The sequence below is a fragment of the Micromonospora humidisoli genome, from assembly GCF_016900955.1.
Lineage (GTDB): Bacteria > Actinomycetota > Actinomycetes > Mycobacteriales > Micromonosporaceae > Micromonospora > Micromonospora wenchangensis.
Map to the genome: position 1 here is coordinate 413,629 of NZ_JAFEUO010000006.1, position 24,711 is coordinate 438,339.

The 24,711-nt window shown below is 74.7% G+C and carries 22 protein-coding genes; 18 read left to right on the forward strand and 4 right to left on the reverse strand.

What is annotated here, in order from left to right; genetic code table 11:
• The first annotated feature begins 82 nt into the window (after positions 1-82).
• From JQN84_RS23365 to JQN84_RS23375, 3 genes are all read left to right on the forward strand, one after another.
• Positions 83-610, forward strand: a complete 528-nt coding sequence (locus JQN84_RS23365; RefSeq protein WP_204960651.1) for a 2'-5' RNA ligase family protein — start codon at positions 83-85, stop codon at positions 608-610.
• A 115-nt stretch (positions 611-725) separates the two neighbouring features.
• Positions 726-2,981, forward strand: a complete 2,256-nt coding sequence (locus tag JQN84_RS23370; protein WP_204960652.1) for a glycoside hydrolase family 9 protein — start codon at positions 726-728, stop codon at positions 2,979-2,981.
• 208 nt (positions 2,982-3,189) lie between these two features.
• Positions 3,190-4,146, forward strand: coding sequence for a hypothetical protein (locus JQN84_RS23375; protein ID WP_204960653.1), 957 nt, complete (start codon positions 3,190-3,192; stop codon positions 4,144-4,146).
• A 16-nt stretch (positions 4,147-4,162) separates the two neighbouring features.
• On the opposite strand, the gene JQN84_RS23380 is transcribed toward JQN84_RS23375, so the two are convergent.
• Positions 4,163-5,389 carry an SLC13 family permease gene (locus JQN84_RS23380; protein ID WP_281897199.1) on the reverse strand — a complete coding sequence of 409 codons (1,227 nt, stop codon included), beginning with the start codon at positions 5,387-5,389 and terminating at the stop codon, positions 4,163-4,165.
• Between the two features lie 150 nt (positions 5,390-5,539).
• Here JQN84_RS23380 and JQN84_RS23385 point away from each other — a divergent pair, with 150 nt between their 5' ends.
• Entirely contained in the window at positions 5,540-6,553 is a 1,014-nt protein-coding gene (locus JQN84_RS23385) for a linear amide C-N hydrolase (RefSeq protein ID WP_204960654.1), read from the forward strand.
• Positions 6,554-6,622: 69 nt separating this feature from the next.
• Here the strand turns inward: JQN84_RS23385 and JQN84_RS23390 are convergent, their stop codons facing one another.
• Positions 6,623-8,077 (reverse strand): LVIVD repeat-containing protein, encoded by a 1,455-nt coding sequence (locus tag JQN84_RS23390; protein WP_204960655.1) that lies wholly within the window; start codon positions 8,075-8,077, stop codon positions 6,623-6,625.
• Between the two features lie 139 nt (positions 8,078-8,216).
• On the opposite strand from JQN84_RS23390, the gene JQN84_RS23395 reads away from it, so the two are divergent.
• From JQN84_RS23395 to JQN84_RS23410, 4 genes are all read left to right on the forward strand, one after another.
• Complete coding sequence (locus JQN84_RS23395) at positions 8,217-8,897, forward strand: DUF305 domain-containing protein (RefSeq protein ID WP_204960656.1); 681 nt, start codon at positions 8,217-8,219, stop codon at positions 8,895-8,897.
• A 58-nt stretch (positions 8,898-8,955) separates the two neighbouring features.
• Positions 8,956-10,188, forward strand: coding sequence for a sensor histidine kinase (locus tag JQN84_RS23400; RefSeq protein WP_204960657.1), 1,233 nt, complete (start codon positions 8,956-8,958; stop codon positions 10,186-10,188).
• Positions 10,185-10,850 carry a response regulator gene (locus tag JQN84_RS23405; RefSeq protein WP_204960658.1) on the forward strand — a complete coding sequence of 222 codons (666 nt, stop codon included), beginning with the start codon at positions 10,185-10,187 and terminating at the stop codon, positions 10,848-10,850. The genes JQN84_RS23400 and JQN84_RS23405 overlap by 4 nt, the downstream gene beginning before the upstream one ends.
• 227 nt (positions 10,851-11,077) lie before the next feature.
• Positions 11,078-13,555, forward strand: a complete 2,478-nt coding sequence (locus tag JQN84_RS23410; protein WP_204960771.1) for an FtsX-like permease family protein — start codon at positions 11,078-11,080, stop codon at positions 13,553-13,555.
• A gap of 37 nt (positions 13,556-13,592) precedes the next feature.
• Here JQN84_RS23410 and JQN84_RS23415 read toward each other — a convergent pair whose 3' ends face one another.
• Together JQN84_RS23415 and JQN84_RS23420 are read right to left on the reverse strand one after the other, a co-directional pair.
• On the reverse strand, positions 13,593-14,855 hold the full coding sequence (locus tag JQN84_RS23415) for a nucleotide sugar dehydrogenase (RefSeq protein ID WP_204960659.1): 1,263 nt from the start codon (positions 14,853-14,855) through the stop codon (positions 13,593-13,595).
• A 113-nt stretch (positions 14,856-14,968) separates the two neighbouring features.
• Positions 14,969-16,369, reverse strand: coding sequence for a serine/threonine-protein kinase (locus JQN84_RS23420; protein WP_204960660.1), 1,401 nt, complete (start codon positions 16,367-16,369; stop codon positions 14,969-14,971).
• A 499-nt stretch (positions 16,370-16,868) separates the two neighbouring features.
• Here JQN84_RS23420 and JQN84_RS23425 point away from each other — a divergent pair, with 499 nt between their 5' ends.
• The 10 genes from JQN84_RS23425 to JQN84_RS23470 all read left to right on the forward strand — a co-directional run bounded on the left by JQN84_RS23425 (position 16,869) and on the right by JQN84_RS23470 (position 24,699).
• Positions 16,869-17,492 (forward strand): RNA polymerase sigma factor, encoded by a 624-nt coding sequence (locus JQN84_RS23425; protein ID WP_204960661.1) that lies wholly within the window; start codon positions 16,869-16,871, stop codon positions 17,490-17,492.
• Positions 17,493-17,508: 16 nt separating this feature from the next.
• Entirely contained in the window at positions 17,509-18,297 is a 789-nt protein-coding gene (locus tag JQN84_RS23430) for a hypothetical protein (RefSeq protein ID WP_204960662.1), read from the forward strand.
• Between the two features lie 141 nt (positions 18,298-18,438).
• Positions 18,439-19,674, forward strand: coding sequence for an ergothioneine biosynthesis glutamate--cysteine ligase EgtA (gene egtA / locus JQN84_RS23435; RefSeq protein WP_204960663.1), 1,236 nt, complete (start codon positions 18,439-18,441; stop codon positions 19,672-19,674).
• Positions 19,671-21,008, forward strand: coding sequence for an ergothioneine biosynthesis protein EgtB (egtB, locus tag JQN84_RS23440; RefSeq protein WP_204960664.1), 1,338 nt, complete (start codon positions 19,671-19,673; stop codon positions 21,006-21,008). Before egtA ends, egtB begins: the two co-directional genes overlap by 4 nt.
• A gap of 16 nt (positions 21,009-21,024) precedes the next feature.
• Positions 21,025-21,792 carry an ergothioneine biosynthesis protein EgtC gene (egtC, locus tag JQN84_RS23445; protein ID WP_204960665.1) on the forward strand — a complete coding sequence of 256 codons (768 nt, stop codon included), beginning with the start codon at positions 21,025-21,027 and terminating at the stop codon, positions 21,790-21,792.
• Between the two features lie 41 nt (positions 21,793-21,833).
• Positions 21,834-22,805 carry an L-histidine N(alpha)-methyltransferase gene (gene egtD / locus JQN84_RS23450; protein WP_204960666.1) on the forward strand — a complete coding sequence of 324 codons (972 nt, stop codon included), beginning with the start codon at positions 21,834-21,836 and terminating at the stop codon, positions 22,803-22,805.
• 327 nt (positions 22,806-23,132) lie between these two features.
• Positions 23,133-23,720, forward strand: coding sequence for a TMEM165/GDT1 family protein (locus tag JQN84_RS23455; RefSeq protein WP_204960667.1), 588 nt, complete (start codon positions 23,133-23,135; stop codon positions 23,718-23,720).
• Positions 23,721-23,752: 32 nt separating this feature from the next.
• Positions 23,753-24,160, forward strand: coding sequence for a DUF1622 domain-containing protein (locus JQN84_RS23460; RefSeq protein ID WP_204960668.1), 408 nt, complete (start codon positions 23,753-23,755; stop codon positions 24,158-24,160).
• Positions 24,157-24,480, forward strand: coding sequence for a hypothetical protein (locus JQN84_RS23465; protein WP_204960669.1), 324 nt, complete (start codon positions 24,157-24,159; stop codon positions 24,478-24,480). Before JQN84_RS23460 ends, JQN84_RS23465 begins: the two co-directional genes overlap by 4 nt.
• Before the next feature lie 15 nt (positions 24,481-24,495).
• The gene (locus JQN84_RS23470) at positions 24,496-24,699 is read left to right on the forward strand and encodes a hypothetical protein (RefSeq protein WP_204960670.1); all 204 of its coding nucleotides are present in this window, start codon (positions 24,496-24,498) and stop codon (positions 24,697-24,699) included.
• Positions 24,700-24,711 lie beyond the last annotated feature (12 nt).

A 24,711-nucleotide genomic window follows, 5' to 3' on the forward strand; every position in this document is an offset into this window, starting at 1 on the left:
ACCCCGGTCGGGCCGTGCCGCCGACCGGCCCCACCGTGCCGACCGGCACAGCCGAGCCCGCCCGCCGGTTAGCCTGACGGGCGTGCGTACGGTGGAACTGCTCTGCTGCCCGGCGCTGGAGCGGACGGTGCGGACCGCCTGGGACCGGCTGGCCGAGGCGGGGCTGCCCAGCCTCGCCCGGCACGGCCATCCGACGAACCGGCCGCACCTGACACTGGCCGCCGTCGAGGCGTTCCCGCCCGGTGTCGCCGACCGGCTCGCCGTCCTGTTCGCCACCGCGTTGCCGCTGCCGGTCGCCCTGGAGCGGGTGACGGTGCTCGACGGCAGCGCCCCGCTGGTGTGGCTGGTCCGGCCCGACCCGGCGCTGACCGCCCTGCACGAGGCCGTCTGGGAGGCGCTGCACGGCGTTCCCGGGCAGCGGCCCTGGCACGCCCCGGGGACCTGGGTGCCGCACCTGAGCCTCGCGCTGCGCTTCCGCGACCGGGATCGGCGGCTGGCCCGCGCCGTGGTCGGCGGCGGGCGGCCGGCGGGCGCGCTCGTGGCGGCGCGCAGCTACGACGGCGACACCCGGACCGTCCAGCCGTTGGGCGGTGACTTTCCGGCGGACTGACGGTGGTCTATGGTGGGCGGAGCGCTCCCGTCGACGGTCCATCCGACCGCCCGGCGGGTCAATGCTGCGTCGGTCCGGTCGGATGGTCACTGCCATCCCCACCGGAAGAGGCCCCATGCCCCAGCATTCCCGACGGCGTCCGGTCGCGCTCGCGGCTGCCGCCTTGCTCGCCCTCGGCGGGCTCGCGGCCGTGCCGCAGCTCGCCTCAGCCGCCCCCGACCCCGGCTCACCGGTCAAGGTCAACCAGGTCGCCTACGTGCCAGGGCTGCCCAAGCAGGCGACCGTCGTGAACTCCGCGAACTCCCCGCTCGGCTGGACGCTGCGCAACGCCGGCGGCGCCACGGTCGCCTCCGGGCAGACCACGGTACGGGGCACCGACGCGCTCTCCGGCGACCCGGTGCACATCGCGGACTTCTCGGCCTACGACACCCCCGGCACCGGCTACGTGCTGTCGGTCGGCGGGAGCAACAGCTACCCGTTCGACATCTCTGCCGACGCGGTACGCCGGCTGCGCGGGGACTCGCTGGCGTTCTTCTACCACCAGCGCAGCGGCACCCCGATCGACGCCCAGTACGTCGGTTCCCGCTACGCCCGCCCGGCCGGGCACGTCAACGTCGCCCCCAACCGGGGGGACAACAACGTGCCCTGCCGCACCTCCTGCGGTTACACCCTGGACGTGCGCGGTGGCTGGTACGACGCCGGTGACCAGGGCAAGTACGTGGTGAACGGTGGCCTGGCCACCTGGCAGCTGCAGAACATCTACGAGCGGACCCTGCACGTCGCCGGGGCCGACAAGTCGGCCGTCGCCGACGGCACGCTGGCCATCCCCGAGCGGTCCAACGGGGTGCCGGACGTGCTCGACGAGGCCCGCTGGGAGCTGGAGTTCCTGCTCAAGATGCAGGTGCCGGACGGCCGGACCAACGCCGGCATGGTGCACCACAAGATCCACGACCAGAACTGGACCGCTCTGCCCACCCGCCCCGAGCTGGACAGCGAGGCGCGGCTGCTCTCCCCGGTGAGCACCGCCGCCACGCTCAACATGGCCGCCGTGGCCGCCCAGGCGTCCCGGCTGTGGCGCCCGTTCGACGCCGCGTTCGCCTCCCGGGCCCTGGCCGCCGCCGAGAAGGCGTACGCCGCGGCGAAGGCCAACCCGAACCGGCTCGCCCCCGCCACCGACAACACCGGCGGCGGCGCGTACGAGGACAACACCGTCACCGACGAGTTCTACTGGGCGGCGGCGGAGCTGTACGCCACCACCGGCACCACCGGCTACCGCAACGACCTCAGCAGCTCCCCGCACGCCCGGGGCACGAGCTTCACCCGGGGCGCGTACGACTGGAGCTGGACGGCCGGGCTGGGTGACACCACCCTGGCGCTGGTGCCGACCGGCCTGGCCAGCGGCGACGTGAGCGCGATCCGGGCGGCGATCGTCTCCTTCGCCGACCGGATGCTCGCCCAGATCGCCAACCAGGGCTATCCGGCGCCGGGCAGCGGCAACGGCACGTACTACTGGGGTTCCAACGGCGCGGTCGCCAACAACGCCAACGCGCTCGCCGTGGCCTACGACCTGACCCGCACCACGAAGTACCGCAACGGTGCCTTCGCCGCCTACGACTACCTGCTCGGCCGTAACCCGCTCAACCAGTCCTACGTGGCCGGCTACGGGGACAAGCCGGTGCGCAACGTGCACCACCGGTTCTGGGCCAACCAGAACGACGGCTCGCTGCCCACCGCGCCGCCCGGCTCGCTCTCCGGCGGACCGAACAGCGAGTTGCAGGACCCGGTCGTGCAGGCCCAGCTCGGTGGCTGCAAGCCGCAGAAGTGCTACGTCGACGACATCGGGGCGTACTCGGTCAACGAGGTGGCGATCAACTGGAACTCGGCGCTGGCGTGGCTGGTGCACTGGGCGGCCGAACAGGCCGGCACCGGCACCGGTCCGGACCCGACGCCGACCCCCACGGTGACGCCGCCGCCGACCACCACGCCGCCCCCGCCGACCACCACGCCCCCGCCCACCACCACGCCCCCGCCGACCACCACCCCGCCCGCGGGTGGCGGGTGCGCGGTGACCTACTCGGCGAACAGTTGGAGCACCGGCTTCACCGGCAGCGTCACGCTGACCAACACCGGCGCGGCGGCCTGGTCGTCGTGGCGGTTGACCTTCCGGTTCACCGGTAACCAGCAGATCAGCCAGGGCTGGTCGGGCCGGTTCAGCCAGAGCGGCAGCGAGGTCACGGTGACCAACGAGAGCTACAACGGCGCGGTCGCGCCGAACGGCTCGGTCAACCTCGGCTTCAACGCCTCCTACACCGGCACGAACGCGACCCCGACCGGGTTCGCCGTGAACGGGACGGCCTGCACGCTGCGCTGACCCGTCCGCCCCGGGCCGTCCGTCGCGCGTCGGCGGGCGGCCCGGTCGCGGTCGGCCACCGGCCCCGGCCGGTGTGGGACCTGGCGACACCGCCGGCACGTGTCGCCCTTTGGGGGTCATGGGAGGAATGCTCGGTCTCCACCGGTTCACCACGGTTACGGTGCCCTCAGGTTCATCCGCACCGTGTCGCACCGGGAGAGGACCGACCATGCGCGTGCCCAGCCGAAGCCCCGGCCCCCAACCCGGCGTCACCCCGCCCGCCCCGGCCCGGCGGACGCCCACCCCGACCCGGTGCGTGCGGCCGGCCGCCCCCGACCTCGACGCGTACCGGCAGGCGGTCGCCGAACTGCTGGTCGAGGTCGGCGCGCTCGCCGGCACCGCCGGCACCGCCGCCCGTCAGGTGCTGCTCGACGAGCGGCTGCGCGAGCCAGCCATCGCCGACGTGCTCGACGCCACCGGGCAGGGGGTGCTGGGCGCCCGGGAGACCCTCCTGCTGGAACTGGCCCGGCACCAGCCCGACCGGCCCGACGCCGGCCCCGACCTGACCGCGCTGGTCCGGATCTACCTGCTCTCCCGCATCGACCTGATGTGGTGGCGGGACACCACCGTCCTGGCGACCGACGAGCAGGTCGACACGCACCCCGACCTGATCGACCTGGAATGGCTGCGCCGCCGGGGTCTGCTCGGCTTCCGCTACCGGGAACAGCCGGCCGGCGTCCTGGGTCGGGGCGTGCGCGCCCTCCGGGGCCGGCTGCGGCCGGAGGCCGCCCCGCCGACCGTCGGAGTGGCGTTCCGCCGGACCCGCCGGGAGGTCGTCGCGCTCCTCAACGACCTGTCCCGGGAGTTTGCCCGGTCCGCCCCGGCGCAGACCCCACCGCTGTGGGTGACCAGCCTGGCCCACAGCACCGAACACCAGTACCGGCTGCGCCGGCTCGGCCGGCCGGCCATGCTGCCCAGCGGTCACTGCCTCGGTTGGGCGGTGGACGTGGAACTGGCCTGGTACGACCGGTTCGGCGCGCGGGACGTGCTGGCCGAGATCCTGCTGGCCCGGCAGGCCGCCGGTGAACTGAACGTCATCGACGAGGGACCCGCCTGGCACGTCTGCCTGGCCCCGTCCGCCCGCGCCCGGCTGCGCTCGGCGTACGAGGCCGAGATGGGGATCTGACGACCCCGCCAGCGGGTCAGCCGGCGACCAGCAGGGCGAGCACCGCGGCGAGGGTACCGAGGACCGCGACCACCGCGCTGGTCGCCACGAACCGGCCCAGCGGCACGGCCACCCCGGCGGCCCGGCACCGCTCGAACCACAGCAGGGTCGCCAGCGACGCCCACGGCACCGCCAGCGGGCCCACGTTGGTGCCGATCAGCAACGCCAACAGCCGGGTCTCGTCACCGGTCGGGAGCACCGCCTCCCCGGCCAGGTAGGCGGGCAGGTTGTTGACCAGGTTGGCCAGCAACGCCCCGGTGCCCCCGGCGCGCAGCGCCCCCGCCGTGCCCCCGGCGTCCCCGAGCAGCACGGACACCAGGTCGTCCAGCCCGTGCCGGCCGAGGGTCTGCACCACCAGGAACAGGCCGGTCACGAAGACCAGCAGCCGCCAGGGCAGCAGCGCCGGGCGCAGGGTCCGCCGGGACCGGACCGCGAAGCCGGCCACCACCAGCCCGGCGGCGACGGCGGCGGCCACGCCGATCTCCACCCCGACCAGGATGCCGGCGACGAGCAGCAGACAGCCGGCGACCGCCGTGCCGAACAGCAGCCGGTCGGCCACCCGGTGCGGCGGGGGAGGGGTGAACCGGTCGACGTCGCGCCGCCCCCGCCGCCAGTACCACAGCCACAACCCGGCCATGGTCACTCCGATCGCCGCGACCTGCGGCAACGCCATCCGGGCCGCGTACGCCGCCGGGGCCAGCGCGATCCGGTCGGCGGCGAGCAGGTTGGTCAGGTTCGACACGGGCAGCAGCAGGCTGGCGGTGTTGGCCAGCCAGACGGTGGTCATCGCCAGCGGACCCGGGGCGACGTCCAACCTCCGGGCCAGCGCGATCATCACCGGGGTGAGCAGCACCGCGGTGGTGTCCAGGTTGAGGGCGATGGTGGTGAGCGAGGCGAACCCGACGCAGAGCAGGAACAGGGCGGCGAAGCTGCCCCGGGCGGTGATCGCCAGCCGGCTGGCCAGCACGTCGAACACCCCGGCGACGGCGGTCAGTTCGGCGAGCACCACCACCGCGCCGAGGAAGAGCAGCAGCGGCAGGATGCGGTGCAGGGTGGCCTCGGCGTCGGCCCGGGGGAGCAGGCCGGTGACCACCGCGCCGAGCCCCAGCAGGGCCAGCCCGATCGCCACCTGGTCCAGCGGGTGCAGCCGCAACCTGCGGGGCCGCTCGGTCGGTACGGGCGGTGTCCCGCCGGCAGGTGTCACGGCGCACGATCCTCGCACAGCCGGCCCGGCGGCGCGGCCGGTTGGCCGCAACTGCCCGCCGGGACCCCCGTACCGACCGGCCCGGCATCGACGTCCGCGGTTACCGCCACGGTGGACATCCCGGCACCGCTGCCCTAGCGTTCAGGAGATATGCGCAGGATGCTGCTGGGGGCCGGACTGGCCCTGTCGCTCGTCGCCGCCGGCTGTGCCTCGGCCACCCCGACGGATCGGGCCACCCCGACCGGCCCGGCGTCGGCGAGCCCGCCGCTCGCCTCCCGGCAGGACCCGGAGCAGGCCCGCCGGACGCTGGACAGCCTGCGCAAGGTCGACGACCTGCCGCTCTACGAGATGACCTACGTCGGCGGCTACGACCCGACGGTGGGCACCGACGCCCGGCCGGACACCGGCCCGTTCGGCTGCTCCCTGTTCGCCGCCTCCGGTGACCCGGCCCGGCCGTTGTTCGCCCGCAACTTCGACTGGGACGCCAACCCGGCGATGGTGCTGCGCACCGATCCCCCCGAGGGGTACGCCTCGGTCTCCCTGGTCGACCTGTCCTACCTGGGGGTGGGCCCGGACCCGACCGGCGACCGCCGGCTGCTCGACGCGCCGCTGCTGCCCTTCGACGGGATGAACGAGCGGGGGCTGGCCGTCGGCCTGGCCGCCGACGACACCGCGACGGCGAAGCCGGTGCCCGGCCGGCCCACCGTCGGGTCGGTGCGCATCCTGCGGCTGGTGCTGGACCGGGCGGCCACGGTGGACGAGGCGGTGGCGCTGTTCGGCCGGCACAACCTCGACTTCGACGGCGGGCCGCCGCTGCACTACCTGCTCGCCGACGCGGGCGGCCGGTCGGCGGTGGTCGAGTTCGTCGACGGGACGATGCGGGTGCAGCGGGGGCAGGGGCGGTGGCAGGCGCTGACCAACGTGCCGGTGGTCGACGTACCCGAGCAGCAGCGTCGCCGTGACCACCGCTACGGCGTCCTCGCGGCGGCGCTGGACGCGGCCGACGGCCGGGTCGACCCGGCGGCGGCGCTGCGGCTGCTGGACCAGGTCCGGCAGGGCCACACCCGCTGGTCGGTGACGTACGGGCTGCGTGACGGTGAGGTCCGGCTGGTCACCGTGGCCGGTGGGGGGCAGGAACGCCGCTACCGGTTGCCGATCAGCTGACCCCTCGCAGGACGGACGGTCCGGCCCCCCGACGCGCGGGGGCCGGGCCGTCCGTCGTTGTGGTGCCGGCTACCAGCTCAGGTAGCCGGCCTGGGTCTGCACGTTCAGCTCGGGCACCCGGACCAGGTCGGCCGTCCAGGTCCGCCAGTCGCTGAGCTTGAGCACGTCCAGGCCCTTCTGGATGTCGCTGGAGTAGATGTACCCGTTGTAGTAGTACGTCGACCAGGCGCCACCTGTACTGAGCTGGGTGTCCGACAGCGGCCCGCGCTCCCAGAAGCCGATCTCCTTCGGCCGGGTCGAGTCGGTGAAGTCCCAGACCGAGACCCCGCCCTGGTACCAGGCCTGCACCATGACGTCCTTGCCGAGCACGGGGATCAGCGAGCCGTTGTGGGCCACGCAGTTCTCGGTGTCGGCGTTGGTCCGGGGGATCTTGTAGTAGCTGCGGAAGACCATCGTGCGGGCGTCGCCCCGGCCGGTGATGTCGTAGACGGCGTCCGCGCCCCGGTTCGGGCCGACGATCTCGTTGCAGGTAGCCGCGCCGCCGCCGCCGAGTTCGTCGGTGAACACCACCTTGGTCCCGGCGTTGTTGAACGTCGCCGAGTGCCAGAACGCGAAGTTGACGGTGTCCCGGACCCGGTTGATCACCCGGGGCGCCTCGCGGTCGCGGATGTCCAGCAGGACGCCGTCACCCATGCAGGCGCCGGCGGCCAGGTCCTTGGTCGGGTAGGCGGTGATGTCGTGGCAGCCGGTGGTGGCCGAGGTCTGCCCGGGGATGCCCTCGTAGCCGCCGTCGGGGAAGAGGTTCGGGGTGGCGACCACGGCCGCGTCGGTGGGCTTGTGCACCGGGACCTTGACGATCGAGATGGAGTCGTGCGGTGGCTGGCAGTCGGGGAAGTCCGCCCGGGGGCTGTACGACGACACGTACAGGTAGACGGTCCTGCGGTCCTTGCCGGGGACGAGGGTGTGGGTGTGCGAGCCGCAGGCGGTCTCCACCGACTTGATGTAGCGCGGGTTGGCCTTGTCGCTGATGTCGAAGACCTTGATGCCCTCCCAGGACTCCTTCACCGTCGCCGGTTGGCTCGCGCTGGCGCACGAGTCGTCGGTGCGGGACGAGTCGGTGGACACGAAGAGCAGGTCACCGTAGACGGAAATGTCGTTCTGCGAGCCGGGGCAGAGCACCTGCGACACGATCTTCGGGGCGTCGGGCCGGGCGATGTCGTAGACGACGAAGCCGTTGTAGTTGCCGACGAAGGCGTACCGGCCCTGGAAGGCCATGTCGGTGCCGAACGCGCTGGTGGTGTCGAACGGCGCCTGTTTGGGCAGGTTGGCGACCTGGCGCAGGTTGGGGCTGCTGGAGATCTCGTCGACGGCGAGGCCCGGGGCTGTCGGCGTCCCGCCCGGCGTCGCGGTGGCGGGTGCGGCGTTGCCCGCCGGGCTGGTGGCGACGCTCGCCACCAGCAGGCCGGCGGCGACCACGCTGACGATCTTCAGGTGCCGTGGCCGGGGCAGGGAGAACCTGATCATCGGCGGAACCCTTCGAAAGGGGGAGATACGTATCAGGCACCTTACCGGCCAGTGATGAGAGTTGATGTGAACTGCGTCACATCAATCAGCCGCAGTGAATGGATACGATCGCGACGACCTCGACCGGAGAGGGAGGCGCATGACCGGCCGACGTGGACGCATCCTGCTCGCCGTCACAGTCGCCGCCGCCGTCGCGGTGCCGGTCGGGCTGGCGCTGCGCCCCGACGGCCCGCCGACCCCGACGGCGGCCACCCCCACGACGACGTCGACCACGGCCGGGCCGACCGACGCCCCCGCGGTGATCGTGCCCGGCCGGCCGGGGGAACCCGCCGCGACCCGGCCCGCCCAGGAGGTCCGCGCCCCCGGCACACCCCGGTACAACACCCCCGACGTCTGGTTCGTGCGGATGATGATCCCGCATCACCAACAGGCCCTCCAGATGGCCGAGCTGGCCCCCGACCGGGCCGCCAGTGCCCAGGTCAAGGCGATCGCCGCCCGGATCCGGGGCACCCAGGCGCCCGAGATCGGGCTGCTGCGCGGCTGGCTCGACGCCCGGGGCCTGGCCGCCGGGGAGCCCGGCCACGACCACGGCCTGATGCCGGGCATGCAGACCCCCGAGGCGATCCGGCAGCTCACCGACGCCCGCGGCGCCACCTTCGACCGGCTCTTCGTACGCCTGATGACCGCCCACCACACCGGCGCGGTGGAAATGGCCACCCAGCTGCTCTCCGCCGGCGTCGACCAGCAGCTCAACGAGTTCGCCAACGCGGTGGCGACCGAACAGACCGTCGAGATCGCCCGGCTGCGCGAGCTGGTCTGAGCCCCGGTCGACCCACGGGCCCGCATCGACCCCGAACGGGGCACTACGCTCGGTCACCGTGAGCCGTACCCTCTTCGGTCGCCCGCTGCGCAGCGTCGCCTTCGACGTCTGCGTCAGCGCGCTGGTGGTGCTCTTCACACTGGTCACGGCGGCGGCCCAGCCCGGCCTGTCGGCCCAACCAGGGGGCTGGCCGTCCGCGCTGGTCGGCCTGGGCATGGCGGTGGCCCTGCTGTTCCGGCGCGGCCACCCGTCGCTGGTCGCGACGGTCGTCGCCGGGCTGGCGTTGATCCAGGTGGTCGCGGGCTGGGGGCCGCTGGCCTACGACGTCGCCGTGCTCATCGCCCTCTACAGCGTGGTCAAGTACGCCGACCGGCTGCGCGACGGCATGCTGGCCGGGGTCGTCGCCGCCGTCGGGGTGCTGCTGGCCGCCTCGCAGGCCCGGACCGCCGTCGCCTGGTGGGGCCCGGCGATCTACTTCGGCCTGATCACCGGCGGGGTGTGGCTGGCCGCGCTGAACGTCCGCACCCGCCGCCTCTACGTGCTCAGCCTGGAGGAGCGGGCGGCCACCCTGGAACGGGAACGCGAGGCCGAGGCCCGCGCGGCGGTGGTCGGGGAACGCGCCCGGATCGCCCGCGAGCTGCATGACGTGGTGGCGCACAGCATGGCGGTGATGATCGTGCAGGCCGACGGGGCCCGGCTGATGTTCGACCGGGACCCGGACACCGCCAGGAACGCGGTCAAGGTGGTGGCCGACACCGGCCGACAGGCCCTGGAGGAGATGCGCCGGCTCGTCGACGTGCTGCGCGAGCCCGACCCGCCGGAGTCGACGACCGGCCCCGGCGCGGACACCCCCGGCACCGAACCGGAACGCCGCCGCGCCACCGTCGCCGAACTGCCCGCGTTGGTGGGCCGGTTCCGCGACGCCGGCCTCAGCGTCGGCTACCGGGCCGAGGAGGTGCCGGCCGCCCTGCCACCCGGGCTCGACCTGACCGTCTACCGGGTGGTGCAGGAGGCCCTGACCAACACCCTCAAGCACGCCGGGGTCGGCGCGCACGCCACGGTCCTGCTCGGCGTCGACGACGGGCTGGTGGTCCGGGTGACCGACGACGGGCGTGGCCGGCCACCGGCCCGGCCGGCCCCCTCCGGCGGGCACGGCCTGGTCGGCATGCGCGAGCGGGTCGGCGTGTACGACGGCCGCCTCACCGCCGGCCCCCGAACCGGTGGCGGGTGGCAGGTCGAGGTACGGCTGCCGCTACCGTCGACCCCGGAGGCGGAGGTGATCGCGGCATGACCGTACGAGTGGTGATCGTGGACGACCAGGCGCTGGTCCGGGCCGGCTTCCGGATGGTGCTCGACTCCCAACCCGACCTGGCCGTGGTCGGCGAGGCGATCGACGGGGCGGACGCGCTGCGGGTGCTGGGCCGGGTCGAGGCCGACGTGGTGGTGATGGACCTGCGGATGCCGACCATGGACGGGGTGGAGGCGACCCGCCGGATCTGTGCCGCCTCCACCGACGGCCGGCCCCGGGTGCTGGTTCTCACCACGTTCGACACCGAGGCGGACGCGTTCGCCGCGCTGCGCGCCGGGGCCAGCGGGTTCCTGCTCAAGAACGTGCCGCCGGAGGAACTGCTGGCGGCCATCCGGGTGGTCGCCGAGGGCGACTCGGTGGTCGCCCCGTCGATCACCCGTCGGCTGCTCGACCGGTTCGCCGACCGGCTCGGCCCGGCACCCGCGCAGGACCCGCGACTGGCCCAGCTCACCGACCGGGAACGGGAGATCCTGCTGCTGGTCGCGCAGGGGCTGGCCAACGCCGAGATCGCCGCCCGGGTGCACGTCGCCGAGGCGACCGTGAAGACCCACGTCGGGCGGATCCTGGCCAAGCTCCAGCTCCGTGACCGGGTCCAGGTGGTGGTGCTGGCGTACGAGAGCGGCCTGGTCACCCCGGGCGGCTGAGGCCGGGTACGACCTGGGTCGTACGGGTCACCCCGGTCGGGGTCGACCTGTGGCGCAGCCGGGTCGCGCGTGCGGGTGGACGCGGGCCGCCGGGGCGCTGCCTAGCGTCGGAGGAGACCCGTACCACGCCGACCGGGAGTCCCCATGTCCGTCCTTGCCGCGCCCCGCCCACCCCGCCGTCCCGCAGCTTCCCGGGCCGGCCGCCGCCGGTGGGGGCGGTGACCGGCATGTGGCGGCTGACCCTGCGTACGCTGCGCGCCGACGCGCTGCGCCTGCTGCTCTCCTCGGTGGCGATCGTGCTCGGCGTCGCCTTCGTCGCCGGCACGCTCATGCTCACCGACGGCATGCAGGCCGGGGCGTACGCGCGGGCCGGCGCCTTCGACAGGCACACCGACCTGGGCGTCTACCCCGACCGGGCCACCCTGCCGCCGTCCCTGGTCGACCGGGTGCGCACGGTCGACGGGGTGGCCGAGGCCGCCGGGGAACTGACCGCCCTGGTCGGGGTGGTCGGCGTCGACGGCCGGCCGGTGCTCGGCGTCGGGTTGCTCGCCGCGATCCCCACCGGACCCGCGTTGCGCTCCTACGACGTGGTCGCCGGCCGGCTGCCCGACCGCCCCGGCGAGGTGGTCCTCGACGCGCCCACGGTCGCCGCGCAGGGGTTCACCCTCGGTAGCCCGGTCGGCGTCGGCGGCGCGACCGGCGCGGCCCGCCCGTACACCCTGGTCGGCACGGTCGACGTGGCCGACAGCACGCGTGACGTCGGCGGCCCGTTCGTCGGGCTGGTCGGCGCGGACGCGCTGGCCGTCGGCGGGAGACCGGGCTACGACCGGATCATGGTGGCCGCCGCCCCGGGGACCGCCGGGCCGGCCCTGGCCGACCGGGTGGCCGCCGTGGTCGGCGGGGACGCCACGGTCAAGTCGCGGCAGCGCATCCTCGACGAGGCCGTCGAGGACGGGGTGCGCGACCTCGACCAGTTCCGCCTGGTACTGCTCATCTTCGCCGGGGTGGCGGTGGTGGTGGCCGGGTTCGTCATCGCCAACACCTTCGCCATCGTGCTCGCCCAGCGGACCCGGCGGACCGCGCTGCTGCGGCTGGTGGGGGCCCGGCGGGGGCAGGTCTTCGGGGCCGCCGTGCTGGAGGCGGCGGTGCTCGGACTGGCCGGCTCGGCCCTCGGGATCGGGCTCGGGGCCGGGCTCGCCGCCGGGGCGGCGGTCCTGGTCCCCCGGCTCGACCTGCCGCTGACCGTCGCCGGCCTGACGGTGACCGGCCGGACGGTCGGGCTCAGCCTGCTGCTCGGCACCCTGGTCACCGTCGGGTCCGCGCTGCTGCCCGCCTGGCAGGGCACCCGGGTGCCGCCGGTGGCCGCCCTCACCGCCGCCGCCGGGCAGCCGGCCCGGGGCGTCGGGCGGGTCCGGCTGACCCTCGGCGCGCTGGTCGGCCTGGCCGGCATCGCCGCGCTGGCCGGGGCCGCCGCCGTCGGGCAGATCGTCCTGGTCGCCGTGGGCGGGGTGCTGTCCTTCTTCGGGATCGTCCTGTTCGGTCCGCTGCTGGTGCCGGTGCTGGTCCGGCTGTTCGGCAGGCCGTTGCGGCAGGTGTTCGGGGCCACCGCGGCGCTCGCCGTGGCCAACGCGGGCCGCAACCCGCGCCGGGTGTCGGCGACCGCCACCGCCCTGGTGATCGGCATCGGGCTGGTCTCGGCGTTCGTGGTCGGCGCGGGCAGCGTCAAGGTGGGCATCGAGCGGGCGGTCGACGCCCGCGTCGGCGTCGACTTCGTGGTCACCGGCGTCGGTGTCGAGCTGCCCGCCCCGCTCGCCGCTGAGCTGGCCGCCCGACCCGAGGTGGGAGTGGTGCACGAGCACCGCAACCGGGTCGTCGACGGTGTCGAGCTGCGCTCGGCCCACCCGGCGCTGGCCCGGCGTACCCTCGACGCGGTCGACGCCGGGGACGTCGCGGACCTGGGGCCGGGGTCGGTGCTGGTGCACCGCGAGCTGGCCGCCGCCCGGGGCTGGCGGGTGGGGTCGACGGTCACCTTCGCCGGGCGTCCGTTCCGGGTGGCCGCCGTGGTCGCCGCCGACGGCCCGACGTCGCAGGGGGTGCCCGCCGGGCACGTGGTCGACCTGGCCGACAGCGACTTCACCGCGCTCTACCCGAACGAACGCGGCCAACTGGCCGAGGTCGAACCGGCCGACGGGGTGCCCGCCGAACGGGCCCGCGCCGCCATCGAGGCGGTGGCCGCCCGGTACCCGACGGTGAACCTGATGGACCAGGCGGCCTACAAGAGGATGCTCACCGGCACGGTGGACATGCTGCTCGCCTTCGTCACCGCGCTGCTCGGCCTGGCCGTGGTGATCGCCCTGGTCGGCGTCGCGAACACGCTCAGCCTCTCGGTGGTGGAACGCACCCGGGAACACGCCGTGCTGCGCGCCGTGGGGCTGTCCCGAAGGCGGATGCGGCTGCTGCTGGCCCTGGAGGCGGTGCTGACCGCCCTGGTCGGGGCGGTGCTCGGCACCGCGCTGGGGGTCGCGGTCAGCGCCGGCGCGGTGGCCTTCGTGGCCCGCCTCGGTGGCGGCTTCACGCTGGTGCTGCCCTGGGGCCGGCTCGGGCTGATCCTCGCCGTGGCGGTGCTCGCCGCGCTGGCCGCCTCGGTGCTGCCGGCCCGGCGTGCCCTGGCCCGCCCGGTGGTCGAGGCACTCGGCGGGCAGTGACCGCCGGCCGTCGCCCCGTCGGTCGGCGGGGCGACGGTCAGAGCCGTTCCACCATCGCGCCCCGGCACCGGTCCCGGGTGTCGAAGACGTACCGGGCGTGCCGGGTGACCAGGTCGTAGTCGAAGCTGTCGTGGTCGGTCACCAGGACCACCGCGTCGGCCGCCGCGACCTCCCGCGCGGTCAGGTCGACCACCACCACCCCGCCCGGGATGTGCTGCGGCTCGGCGTACGGCTCCACCGCGTGCACGTCCGCGCCGAGCGCCTGCAACCGGCGGGCCACGTCGACCGCCGGCGAGTCGCGCATGTCACCCGTGTTCTTCTTGTACGCCAGCCCGAGCAGCAGCAGCCGGGCGCCGTTGACCGGCCGGCCGATCCGGTTCAACCCGGCCATCACCCGCTGGGCCACGTGCTCGGGCATCTGGTGGTTGATGTCGTCGGCCAGCTCGATGAACCGGAAGGGCCGGCCCAGGGTGCGCTTGACCTGCCAGGACAGGTAGCACGGGTCGATCGGCAGGCAGTGCCCACCGACCCCCGGGCCGGGCCGGAACGGCATGAACCCGAACGGCTTGGACGAGGCGGCCTCGATGGCCTGCCAGGCGTCGATGCCCAGCTGGTGGGAGGCCATCGCCAGCTCGTTGATCAACGCGATGTTGACCTGGCGGAAGGTGTTCTCGATCAGCTTGGTCAGCTCGGCCACCCGGGTGGAGTCCACCGGCACGGTCCGCTCGACCAGCCGCCGGTAGAAGCCGTCCACCCGCTCCAGCGACGCCGCGTCCACCCCGGACACCACCTTCGGGGTGTTCTCCAGCCGCCACGTCGGGTTGCCCGGGTCGATCCGCTCCGGGCTGTAACCGAGGTGGAAGTCACCAGGGCTACGCAGCCCGCTCGCCGCCTCCAGCAGCGGCCGGAGCAGGTCCTCGGTGGTCCCCGGGTAGGTGGTCGACTCCAGCACCACCGTGCAGCCGGGCCGGACGTACGGGCCGACGGCGGTGCCGGCCTGCTCGACGAAGCTCAGATCGGGGACCCCGTCGCGTAGCGGGGTGGGTACGGTGATCACGCAGATGTCGAAGCCCTCGGCGTCCGGGTACTCGGTGCTCGGCCGGTACCGCCCACTGGCCAGGGCCCGGCCCAGCCGGTCGGCCGGAATGTCCTCGACGAAGGACTCGCCGGAGGCGAGCCGCTTGACCCGGTCGGCGTCCACGTCCAACCCGACCACGTCCAGCCCGGCCTCGACGGCGCGCATGGCCAACGGCAGTCCGACGTATCCCTGACCGATGACGACCAGCTTCTGTGCGTTCACCCGGTGCTCCCTGCAAGCGTGTCCTTGCAGGGAGCCTAGATGGGGATATGGCGATCTACGTCCGTTTTGGTGTTCCTGGGTCCTGGGTGTTCCGGGTGTCCCGCGACGACCGGTCAGACACCGGGGGGCACCTGGTTGGTGCCGCCCCCGCCGCCCGCCTCGGTCGGGGTCGCCGTCGGGTCGCTTCCGGGCGGCCCGGTGGTGGGCGGGTCCGACGGGGCGGGCTCGCTGGTGACCGGGTCCGTCGGGGCGGGTGTCGCGGACTTCGTCGGCAGCGGCGGGGACGAGCCGTCCGGCAGCGGCGTCGGGCTGACCGAGACCGACGGGGACGGCTTCTCGTACTGGTTGGTCGGCCGGGGCGGACGCGGTGACTCGTCGGAGCCGGTCTCCTCGACCAGCGCCGGGACCTCCGTCCGTTCGGTGGGCGCCACGGCCGGCCCGGTGCTGCGGATGTTCGGCACCCCGTTGTCGAGCGACTTCGCGGCACCCAACGCCGCGCCGAGCGCCGTCAACGCCACCAGCACCGCGGCCAGCGCGCCGACCAGTGAGCCCCGCCGGCCCCGCCGCGGCCCCGAGCCGACCACGGTCCGCTGGTCGGCCACCGCACCGACGCGGACGTCGTCGGCCCCCGACGGGTCGCGCAACGGCGGCGTCACCAGCGCGGTCGTGCCGGCGGTGTCGTCACCGGCGGCGACGCGGGCGGCGGTGGCCATTGCGGCGCCGGTGGCGAAGCGGTCCGCCGGGTCCTTCTCCAGGGCCCGTGCCACCAGGGCCCGGACCGCCGCCGGGATGTCCGCGGGCAGCTCCGGCGGCTCGTCGTCGAGGTGCCGCACGGCCACCTGGAGGGGGTTGTCCCCGGTGAACGGCGGTTGCCCGGTCAGGCAGCAGTAGGCCACCGCGCCGAGGGCGTAGATGTCGGTCGCGGCCGAGACGGGCCGGCCGGACGCCTGCTCGGGCGCCATGTAGAGGGCGGTGCCCGGCACCGCGTTCGTGCTGGTGATGCTCGTCACATTGGTGGAGCGGGCGACGCCGAAGTCGACGAGCACCACCGTGCCGTCCTCCTGCACCAGCAGGTTGCTCGGCTTGACGTCGCGGTGGACGATGCCGCCGGCGTGCGCGGCGTGCAGGGCCTGGGCGGCCTGGGCGACGACCGACATCGTCTCGGCCACGTCCAGGTGGCCGGCGGACTCGATCCGCCGCGACAGCGGTTCGCCCTCGACGAACTCCATGACCAGGTAGTCGGCCCGGCTGCCGTCGGCGAGCCGGTCCTCACCGCAGTCGAAGACCTGCACGATGCCGGGGTGGCGCAGCGCCGCCATGATCCGCGCCTCGGCGCGGAACCGGGCGATGAAGTCGGGGTCCGAGACGAGCGCCGGCAGCAGCACCTTCACCGCGACCTGGCGACCGAGAACCAGGTCGGTGGCCCGCCACACATCGCCCATGCCGCCGGTGGCGACACGTTCGTCCAGGCGGTAGCGACCGCTGAGCACGACCTCGGATGACAACACCCCCATACCGTACCCAGGGTGCTCCCGTCCGGCAGACGCCGATATCCCTTCCGGTTTTTCGGGGGACGACCCGTCCAGGTTCCGGCGGGGACCGATCTGACGGGCGGTCACCGGCAACTGACGGGTGGTCACCGGCAGCGCGTCGTGACCTCGCGGCCGGTCCGACCGACGTCACGGGTGGGCGTCCGGACGGTGATCGGTGTTACTCCGACGCGCCGCCAGCGAGATTGATCTATCTCACCCTTTCCGCCCCGTTGACCGCTTGCCTGCGCCCCGCTCCGCCTCCTAGTGTTGCCCCCTCTGGCGCGTCCCGGTGCCGGTACCGCGCCCAGACCCGACGCCGTACTCTCCCGGCGGCGTGCCCGACGGGTCACCCGACCTCCGGTGTCGGGTGCGAGCGGGGCAGCGGGGGGCTGAAGGTGCGCGAAGGGGTCCGCTGGTCGGGCCGGGGTGGCGGCATGTCCGCCGACCGCCGGCCCGGGTCGGTCGGCGGGGCGGCCCGGCCGTGACCGACGACCTGTCCGGGGCGGTCGCGGCGGCGCAGGCCGGCGACGAGGAGTCGTTCCGGGTCCTCTACCGCAGCATCCAGCCGGGCCTGCTGCGCTACCTCACCGCGCTCGTCGGCCCGGACGCCGAGGACGTGGCCTCCGAGACCTGGTTGCAGATCGCCCGGGACCTGTCCCGGTTCACCGGCGGGGAGTTCCGCGCCTGGGCGGTGACCATTGCCCGGAACCGGGCCATGGACCACCTGCGCCGGCAGCGTCGTCGCCCGTCCCTGCCGGTGCCCGTCCAGGACCTCAGCGACCTGGCCGGCGACGCCGACACCGCCGAGCGGGCCGGCGAGACGATCGGCACCGAGTCCGCGCTGGCGTTGATCGCCACCCTGCCGCCCCGGGAGGCGGAGGCGGTGCTGCTGCGGGCGGTGATCGGGCTGGACGCCGAGAGCGCCGGCCGGGTGCTCGGCCGGCGGGCGGGCGCGGTCCGCACCGCCGCCCACCGGGGGCTGCGCCGGCTGGCCGCGATGCTGGAACGCGGCGACGCCCCCCGGTCGTCCGACGACGAGCGGGTCACCCCGCCCCGCCCCCGGCCGACGCCGCACGCGTCGCGGGCCGAGCCGGCGGACGGCTGACATGAGGGGAGACTGGATGAACATCCGCCGGTCGGCCCGCTCCGGCCGGCGGGTGAGCCGGGCCGAGGCCGAGCGGCTGCTCGGCCCGACCGCGCCCGGGGTCGCGCCGTCCACCGACGATCCGCTCACCCGGTTGCTGGCCGCAGCCGCCGCACCGGCGCGACCCGACGAGTTCGCCGGTGAGCAGGCGGCGCTGGCGGCGTTCCGGGCCGCGCGGGGCGCGCCGGCACCCGGGCCCGACCCGGCCGGCCGGCGGCGTCCCCGGCTGACCACCGGCGTGGTGGCCTGGATCGCCGGCCTGGCCGCCACCGCCACCGCCGGGGTGGCCTTCGCCACCGTGGCCCTCGACCGTCCCGCCGAGCGGACACCCGGACCCGTCCCGTCCGTCACCGGGACCGGATCGGTCCGGCCGTCCCCGTTCCTGTCCGAGCCGTCCCGGCAGACCCCGTCGCGGCGGCCCGGCGGCACCGCGCCCGGCGGCGGCCCCTCGGCCCCACCCGCGCCACCCGGCCCGCCCGCTCCGGGCGGGCCGGCGAACGCCGGCAGGCTGGTCGGGCAGTGCCGGGCGTACCTGGCCAAGCCGCCCGCGCAGCGGGCGAAGGCGTTGACCAGGCCCGGCTTTGCCGACCTGGTGGCCGCCGCAGGTGGGCCCGACCGGGTGGAGGCGTACTGCCGCGCCCTCGTCCCGCAGCGCCCAACGTCCGCTGCGCCCGGCGGTGCGGGCGGCCCGCACGCCACCACCGGTCCACCCGCCACCAGCGGCGGTCCGGCCGGCACCGGCGGCGGGCCCGGCCCCAAGAACTAGTCGAAAAGGCTTCACAATTATTTCTTCCCGTCAGGTCTGCGGGATCGGCCCCCGAGACAGAAGATGGAGGACGGGAGGGCCCACGGCGGCCGTGCCCACCGGCCGGCACGGCCGGACCCTGCGTCGGGAGGAAACCGTCTCGTGGTGACGTCGCCGGGGCTGGACCGGTCGACCGTGCTCGGCGAGGTTGCCGGGGCGGCCGGGCATCTGGCCCGCATCTGCTTCAAGACCGGGCCACCCACCCTCACCGGCGTCGAACTGGAATGGACCGTCCACGACGCCGCCGACCCCGCCCGACCACTGGACCGGGCGCGGCTGCGAGCGGCACTCGGGCCACACAGCCCACCCACCCTGGACGACACCGGCCCGGCCCGCCCCCTGCGGCACGGCAGCACCGTGACCGTCGAGCCGGGCGGCCAGGTGGAGGTGTCCACCCCGCCGCGATCCTCGGTCGCCGCGCTGGTCTCGGCCACCCAGGCCGACATCGACGAACTTGACGCCCTGCTCGCCCGTGCCGGACTGGTGCGCGGGCAGACCGGCATCGACCCGTGGCGGGCCCCCCGCCCGGTGGTCGACACCCCGCGCTACCGCGCGATGCGCTGCGTCTTCGACCGGCGTGGCCCGGCCGGGCAGACCATGATGTACAGCACCGCCGGCCTCCAGGTCTGCCTCGACGTCGGCCCGGCCGCCGGCCTGGCCGAGCGCTGGGCGGCGGTGCACGCGATCGGGCCACCACTGGTGGCCGCCTTCGCCACCGCCGACCGGCACGCCGGCCGGCCCACCGGATGGGCGTCCGCCCGGATGGCCGCCTGGCTGGACATCGACCCGGCCCGCACCGGGCCGGTCTGGTCGGTACACCAGCCGGACCGGGACCCGGTCGCCGCCTGGACGGAGTACGTCCTCGCGGCGCCACTGCTCTGCCTGCGCCACGCCGGCCCGGACTGGACACCCCCGCCCGGGGTCACGTTCGCCGACTGGATCGCCGGGGCGCTGCCCGACCCGCCCACCACCGACGACCTGGACTACCACGTCAGCACCCTTTTCCCACCGGTGCGTCCGCGCGGCTACCTGGAGGTCCGCTACCTCGACGCCCAACCCGGCCGGGACTGGACGCTTCCGCTGGCCGTGCTGACCGCGCTGCTGCGCGACGACCGGACGGTGCGGGCGGCCCGCACGATCGCCGCGCCGGTGGCCGACCGCTGGCGCACCGCCGCCCGGCAGGGGCTGGCCGACCCGGCCCTGGCCAGAGCCGCCGCGGCCCTGCTCGACCTGGCCCGGGAGACGCTGTCGACGTCGGACCTGCCGACCGAGACCCACGACGAGATCGACCGCGGGATCCGCCGACGGATCGCCGCTGCGGAGAGGGGAGAGCGGTGACCACCACCGAACGACCGGACGCGCAGGCCGAGCCGCTGCGCAGCCGGATCGTCGCCGAACTGGCCCGGACCCGGGCCCGTACCGACGCCCTGACCGGCGCGGTCGACGACGACGACCTGGTCCGGCAGCACTCGACGCTGATGTCCCCCCTGGTCTGGGACCTCGCTCACGTGGGCAACCAGGAGGAACTGTGGCTGGTCCGCGATGTCGGCGGGCGGGAGCCGGTACGCCGCGACATCGACGACCTGTACGACGCGTTCAAACAGCCCCGCAAGGACCGCCCCGCCCTGCCGCTGCTGCCCCCGGCCGAGGCGCGGGCCTACGTGGCGACCGTGCGGGACAAGGTGCACGACCTGCTCGACGGGATCCGGTTCACCGACCGGCCGCTGGTCGCCGACGGTTTCGTCTTCGGCATGATCGTGCAGCACGAGCAGCAGCACGACGAGACCATGCTCGCCACCCACCAACTGCGCTCCGGGCCACCGGTGCTCGACGCGCCCCCACCTCCCGAGCCCCGGGCCCGGGTCGCCGCCGAGGTGCTGGTGCCGGCGGGGCCGTTCACCATGGGCACCTCGACCGACCCGTGGGCGTTGGACAACGAACGTCCGGCGCACACCGTCGACCTGCCCGCGTACGTCATCGACGCCGCGCCGGTCACCAACGGGGCGTACCGGCAGTTCCTCGCCGACGGCGGGTACGACGACCCGCGCTGGTGGAGCGCGGCCGGCTGGCGGCACCGCACCGAGGCCGGGCTGACCGCGCCGATGCACTGGCGGCGCGACGGCGACGGCTGGGCGTACCAGCGGTTCGGCCGGTGGGCCCCGGTACGCGACGACGAGCCGGTGGTGCACGTCTGCTGGCACGAGGCGCAGGCGTACGCGCGGTGGGCGGGCAAACGGCTGCCCACCGAGGCGGAGTGGGAGAAGGCGGCCCGCTGGGACCCGGCGACCGGCCGGTCCCGGCGCTGGCCGTGGGGTGACGACGAGCCGACCGCCGAGCACGCCAACCTGGGGCAGCGGCACCTGTGGCCGGCGCCGGTCGGAGCCTACCCGGCGGGTGCCTCGCCGCTCGGCGTACACCAGCTGATCGGCGATGTCTGGGAGTGGACGGCGAGCCCCTTCCACGGCCATCCCGGCTTCGCCGTCTTCCCCTACCGGGAGTACTCCGAGGTGTTCTTCGGCGGCGACTACCGGGTGCTGCGCGGCGGCTCGTTCGGCACCGACCGGGCGGCCTGCCGGGGCACCTTCCGCAACTGGGACCACCCGATCCGGCGGCAGATCTTCAGCGGTTTCCGCTGCGCCCGTGACGCCCACCCCGAGGAGGCCCACGGGTGAGAGGCGGTGTCGCCTGATGTGCCGGCACCTGGCGTACCTCGGCCCCCCGGTGACCCTGCGGTCACTGCTGTACGAGCCGCCGCACTCGCTGGTCCGGCAGTCCTGGGCCCCCCGGGACATGCGTGGTGGTGGGACGGTCAACGCCGACGGCTTCGGCGTCGGCTGGTATCCCGACGGGACGGCCGCTGGCGACGCCGGCGGCACCCGGAACCCGGTGCGGTACCGCCGGGCCGGCCCGATCTGGTCCGACCCGACGCTGCCCGAGCTGGCCGCGGTGACCCGCTCCGGCGCGGTGCTGGCGGCGGTGCGTTCCGGCACCGTCGGTATGCCGGTGCAGGAGAGCGCCGCCGCGCCCTTCGCCGAGGGACGGTGGCTGTTCAGCCACAACGGGGTGGTGCGCGGCTGGCCGGACGCGGTGCTCGGGCCGGCCGGCGGCTTGCCGGTGCGGGACCTGCTCACCCTCGACGCGCCGACCGATTCGGCGCTGCTGTGGGCGCTGGTGCGGCACCGGCTGCGGGCCGGCGCGTCGCCGACCGAGGCGGTCACCGCGACCGTCCGGGAGGTGGCCGCCGCGGCCCCGGGATCACGGCTGAACCTGCTGCTCACCGACGGCGTGTCGGTGGTGGCGAGCGTGTGGGGGCACGCGTTGTCGGTGCGCGCCGACGACCGCACGGCGCTGCTGGCCTCCGAACCGGTGGACGACACGCCCGGCTGGCGGGAGGTGCCCGACCGGCGGTGGGTCCGGGCGGGACCGGACGGCGTGCACGTCGGCGAGCTGGATTGACCCGACCCAACAGCACCTTCGCGATGCAGGGAGAGGACGACATGAGCGCGGAACCGCTGGAGATCTACCTTCAGGAACGGGACCTCGACCGGGCGCTGCGGTCCGACGTGCGGACCGGGCTGGCCGCCGACCCCAAGTGGCTGCCCCCGAAGTGGTTCTACGACGCCCGGGGCAGCGAGTTGTTCGAGGAGATCACCCGGCTGCCGGAGTACTACCCGACAAGGGCGGAACGGACGGTGCTGGCCGTCCGGGCACCCGACATCGCGGCGTCGACCGGGGCGAAGACCCTGATCGAGCTGGGCTCCGGTTCGTCGGAGAAGACCCGGCTGCTGCTCGACGCGTTCACCAGGCACGGTGGGCTGGGCACCTTCGTGCCGCTGGACGTGTCGGTGAGCGCGCTGCGGCAGTCCACCGCGCAGATCGCCACCGACTATCCGCAGCTGCGGGTACGCGGCATCGTCGGCGACTTCACCAGGCACCTCGACCGGCTGCCGACCGGTGGCCGCCGGTTGGTGGTCTTCCTGGGCGGCACCATCGGCAACCTGGTGCCGGCCGAGCGGGCCGACTTCCTGGCGGCCATGCGCGCCGCCCTGGAGCCGGGCGACCATCTGCTCATCGGCACCGACCTGGTCAAGGACCCGGCGGTGATCGTCCCGGCGTACGACGACGCGGCCGGGGTCACCGCCGAGTTCAACCGCAACGTGCTGCGGGTGATCAACCGGGAGTTGGCCGCCGACTTCGACCCGGACGCGTTCGCCCACGTCGCCCACTGGGACCCGACGCAGGAGTGGATCGAGATGCGGCTACGGGCCCGACGCCCGATGCGGGTCCGCGTCGACGCGCTCGACCTGACCGTCGACTTCGCCGCCGACGAGGAGCTGCGCACGGAGGTGTCGGCGAAGTTCCGGCCGGCGGGGATCGGCGCGGAGCTGACGGCGGCCGGGTTCCTGCCGACGGAGTTCTGGACCGATCCGGCCGGCCTGTTCGGGGTGACCCTGGCCCGCGCCGCCTGACCGTCGGCGGTCAGGCCGGCCGGTCCGCCGCCGACCGGGCCCGACCGTCGGTGACGACACCGCCGGCCCGGTGCGTCGGGGCGTCGATGGGCACCCTCCGGGGTGACGTGACGCACCCGGCACACCGGCCGGTCGGGGCGGTCGGTTAGGCTGACCGCGCGAAGGGGAGTAGCCCCCAATGTCGTGGTCGACACACTGGTGCGTTCCGCACCCGGCCACGCGGCCCCACCAACGGTGGGGCGGGCGAGACCTTCGACTCGGGCTGTCAACACAGCCGGGTCGAGGTCGCCCCGTCACCTCCTCCCGGCCTGATCGGGAAGGTTACTCATGGACGGTTTCCTCGTCGCGCTGGTCGTCAGCTTCGGCGTCATCTTCGTCGCCGAACTGGGGGACAAGTCCCAGCTCATGGCGCTCACGTTCGCCACCCGCTTCAAGACGGTCCCGGTGCTGATCGGCATCACCGTCGCCACCGCGATCGTGCACCTGGCCTCGGTGGCGATCGGGGTCGGCCTGAACGCGGCCCTGCCCACCGGGTGGATCTCGCTGGTCGCCGGCCTGGCGTTCCTCGGCTTCGGCGTCTGGACGCTGCGCGGGGACAAGCTCACCGAGGAGGAGAAGCGCAAGGCGGAGAAGACCGGCAAGTCCGCCATCGTCGCCGTCGGTGTCGCGTTCTTCCTGGCCGAGCTGGGCGACAAGACGATGCTCGCCACCATCACCCTGGCCACCAAGTACGGCTGGTTCGGCACCTGGCTCGGCTCGACGCTGGGCATGGTGGCTGCCGACGCGCTGGCCATCCTGGTCGGCCGGCTGCTCGGCCGGCACCTGCCGGAGCGGACCATCCGGTACGGCGCGGCGGTGCTCTTCGCCATCTGCGGCCTGTGGCTGATCCTGGAGGCGGTACGGGAGCTGTCCTGACTAGCCGCGGTGCGGGCGGGTAACGCCACCCGGTGGGGGTCGACGAACTGCTGCGCCACGGCGACGCGGTCGTGGTGGGGGTCGTGGAGACCATCGGCGCGGCCGTCATCGTCGTCGGCGCGCTCTGGGCGGCGCTGCGGATCGTGGTCGAGGGGCTGCGGCACCGCAGCGCCGCCGTGTTCACCCCGATCCGGCTCTCCCTCGGCCGCTTCCTCACCCTCGGCCTGGAGTTCCAGCTCGCGGCGGACATCCTGCGGACCGCGGTCTCACCGACCTTCGCCCAGCTCGGTCAGCTGGCGGCGATCGCCACCATCCGGACCGCGCTGAACGTGGTGCTGCGCCGGGAGATCGCCCAGGAGAAACGGCAGGTGGAAGCCGGTGACGGGCCGCGCCCCGACCCACAGCCGGCGTCGGGCGGCAGTGGCGGGACCCCCGGATGACCGACCTCGCGGTGCTGCTCGCCACGGTGGTGAGCACGCTCGCCCTCGGCGTCGGCGGTGTGGTGCTGCTGACCGTCGGATCCTGGCGGACCGCCCTGCGGGTCCTGCTGGACCTGCTGGTCGCGGCGGGCCTGCTACGGCTGGCCGGCGGGCCGGGCTGGACGGCGCTGGCGTCGGCGGTCGCGGTCGTCGTGCTGCGCCGGATGCTCTGGTCCGGCCTCGCCCCGGCGTCGCCGGCCGCGCCGCCGACTACCGACCCCCCGCCGTGGGTAAGCCGAGCACATCCCCACCGGGGGCAGCAGGGCACGAACCGGATGTGACGGAAGGATTCCGCTATGAGCCGGCACGACGAGCCGAACGAGTACGGCTTCGCGGGCGGGGCGACCGCTCCGCAACCCCCGCCGGGTGGACGCCCCGACGAGCAGGACCGGGCCGAGGCGGTCGCGGTGCCGGGTGACGACCTGACCGGGTCGGCCACCGAGGCGCTGGAGGCGACCGAACCGGACGAGCGGGACGACGCGGCCCGGCGACGCCGCTGACCGGCCGGCCAC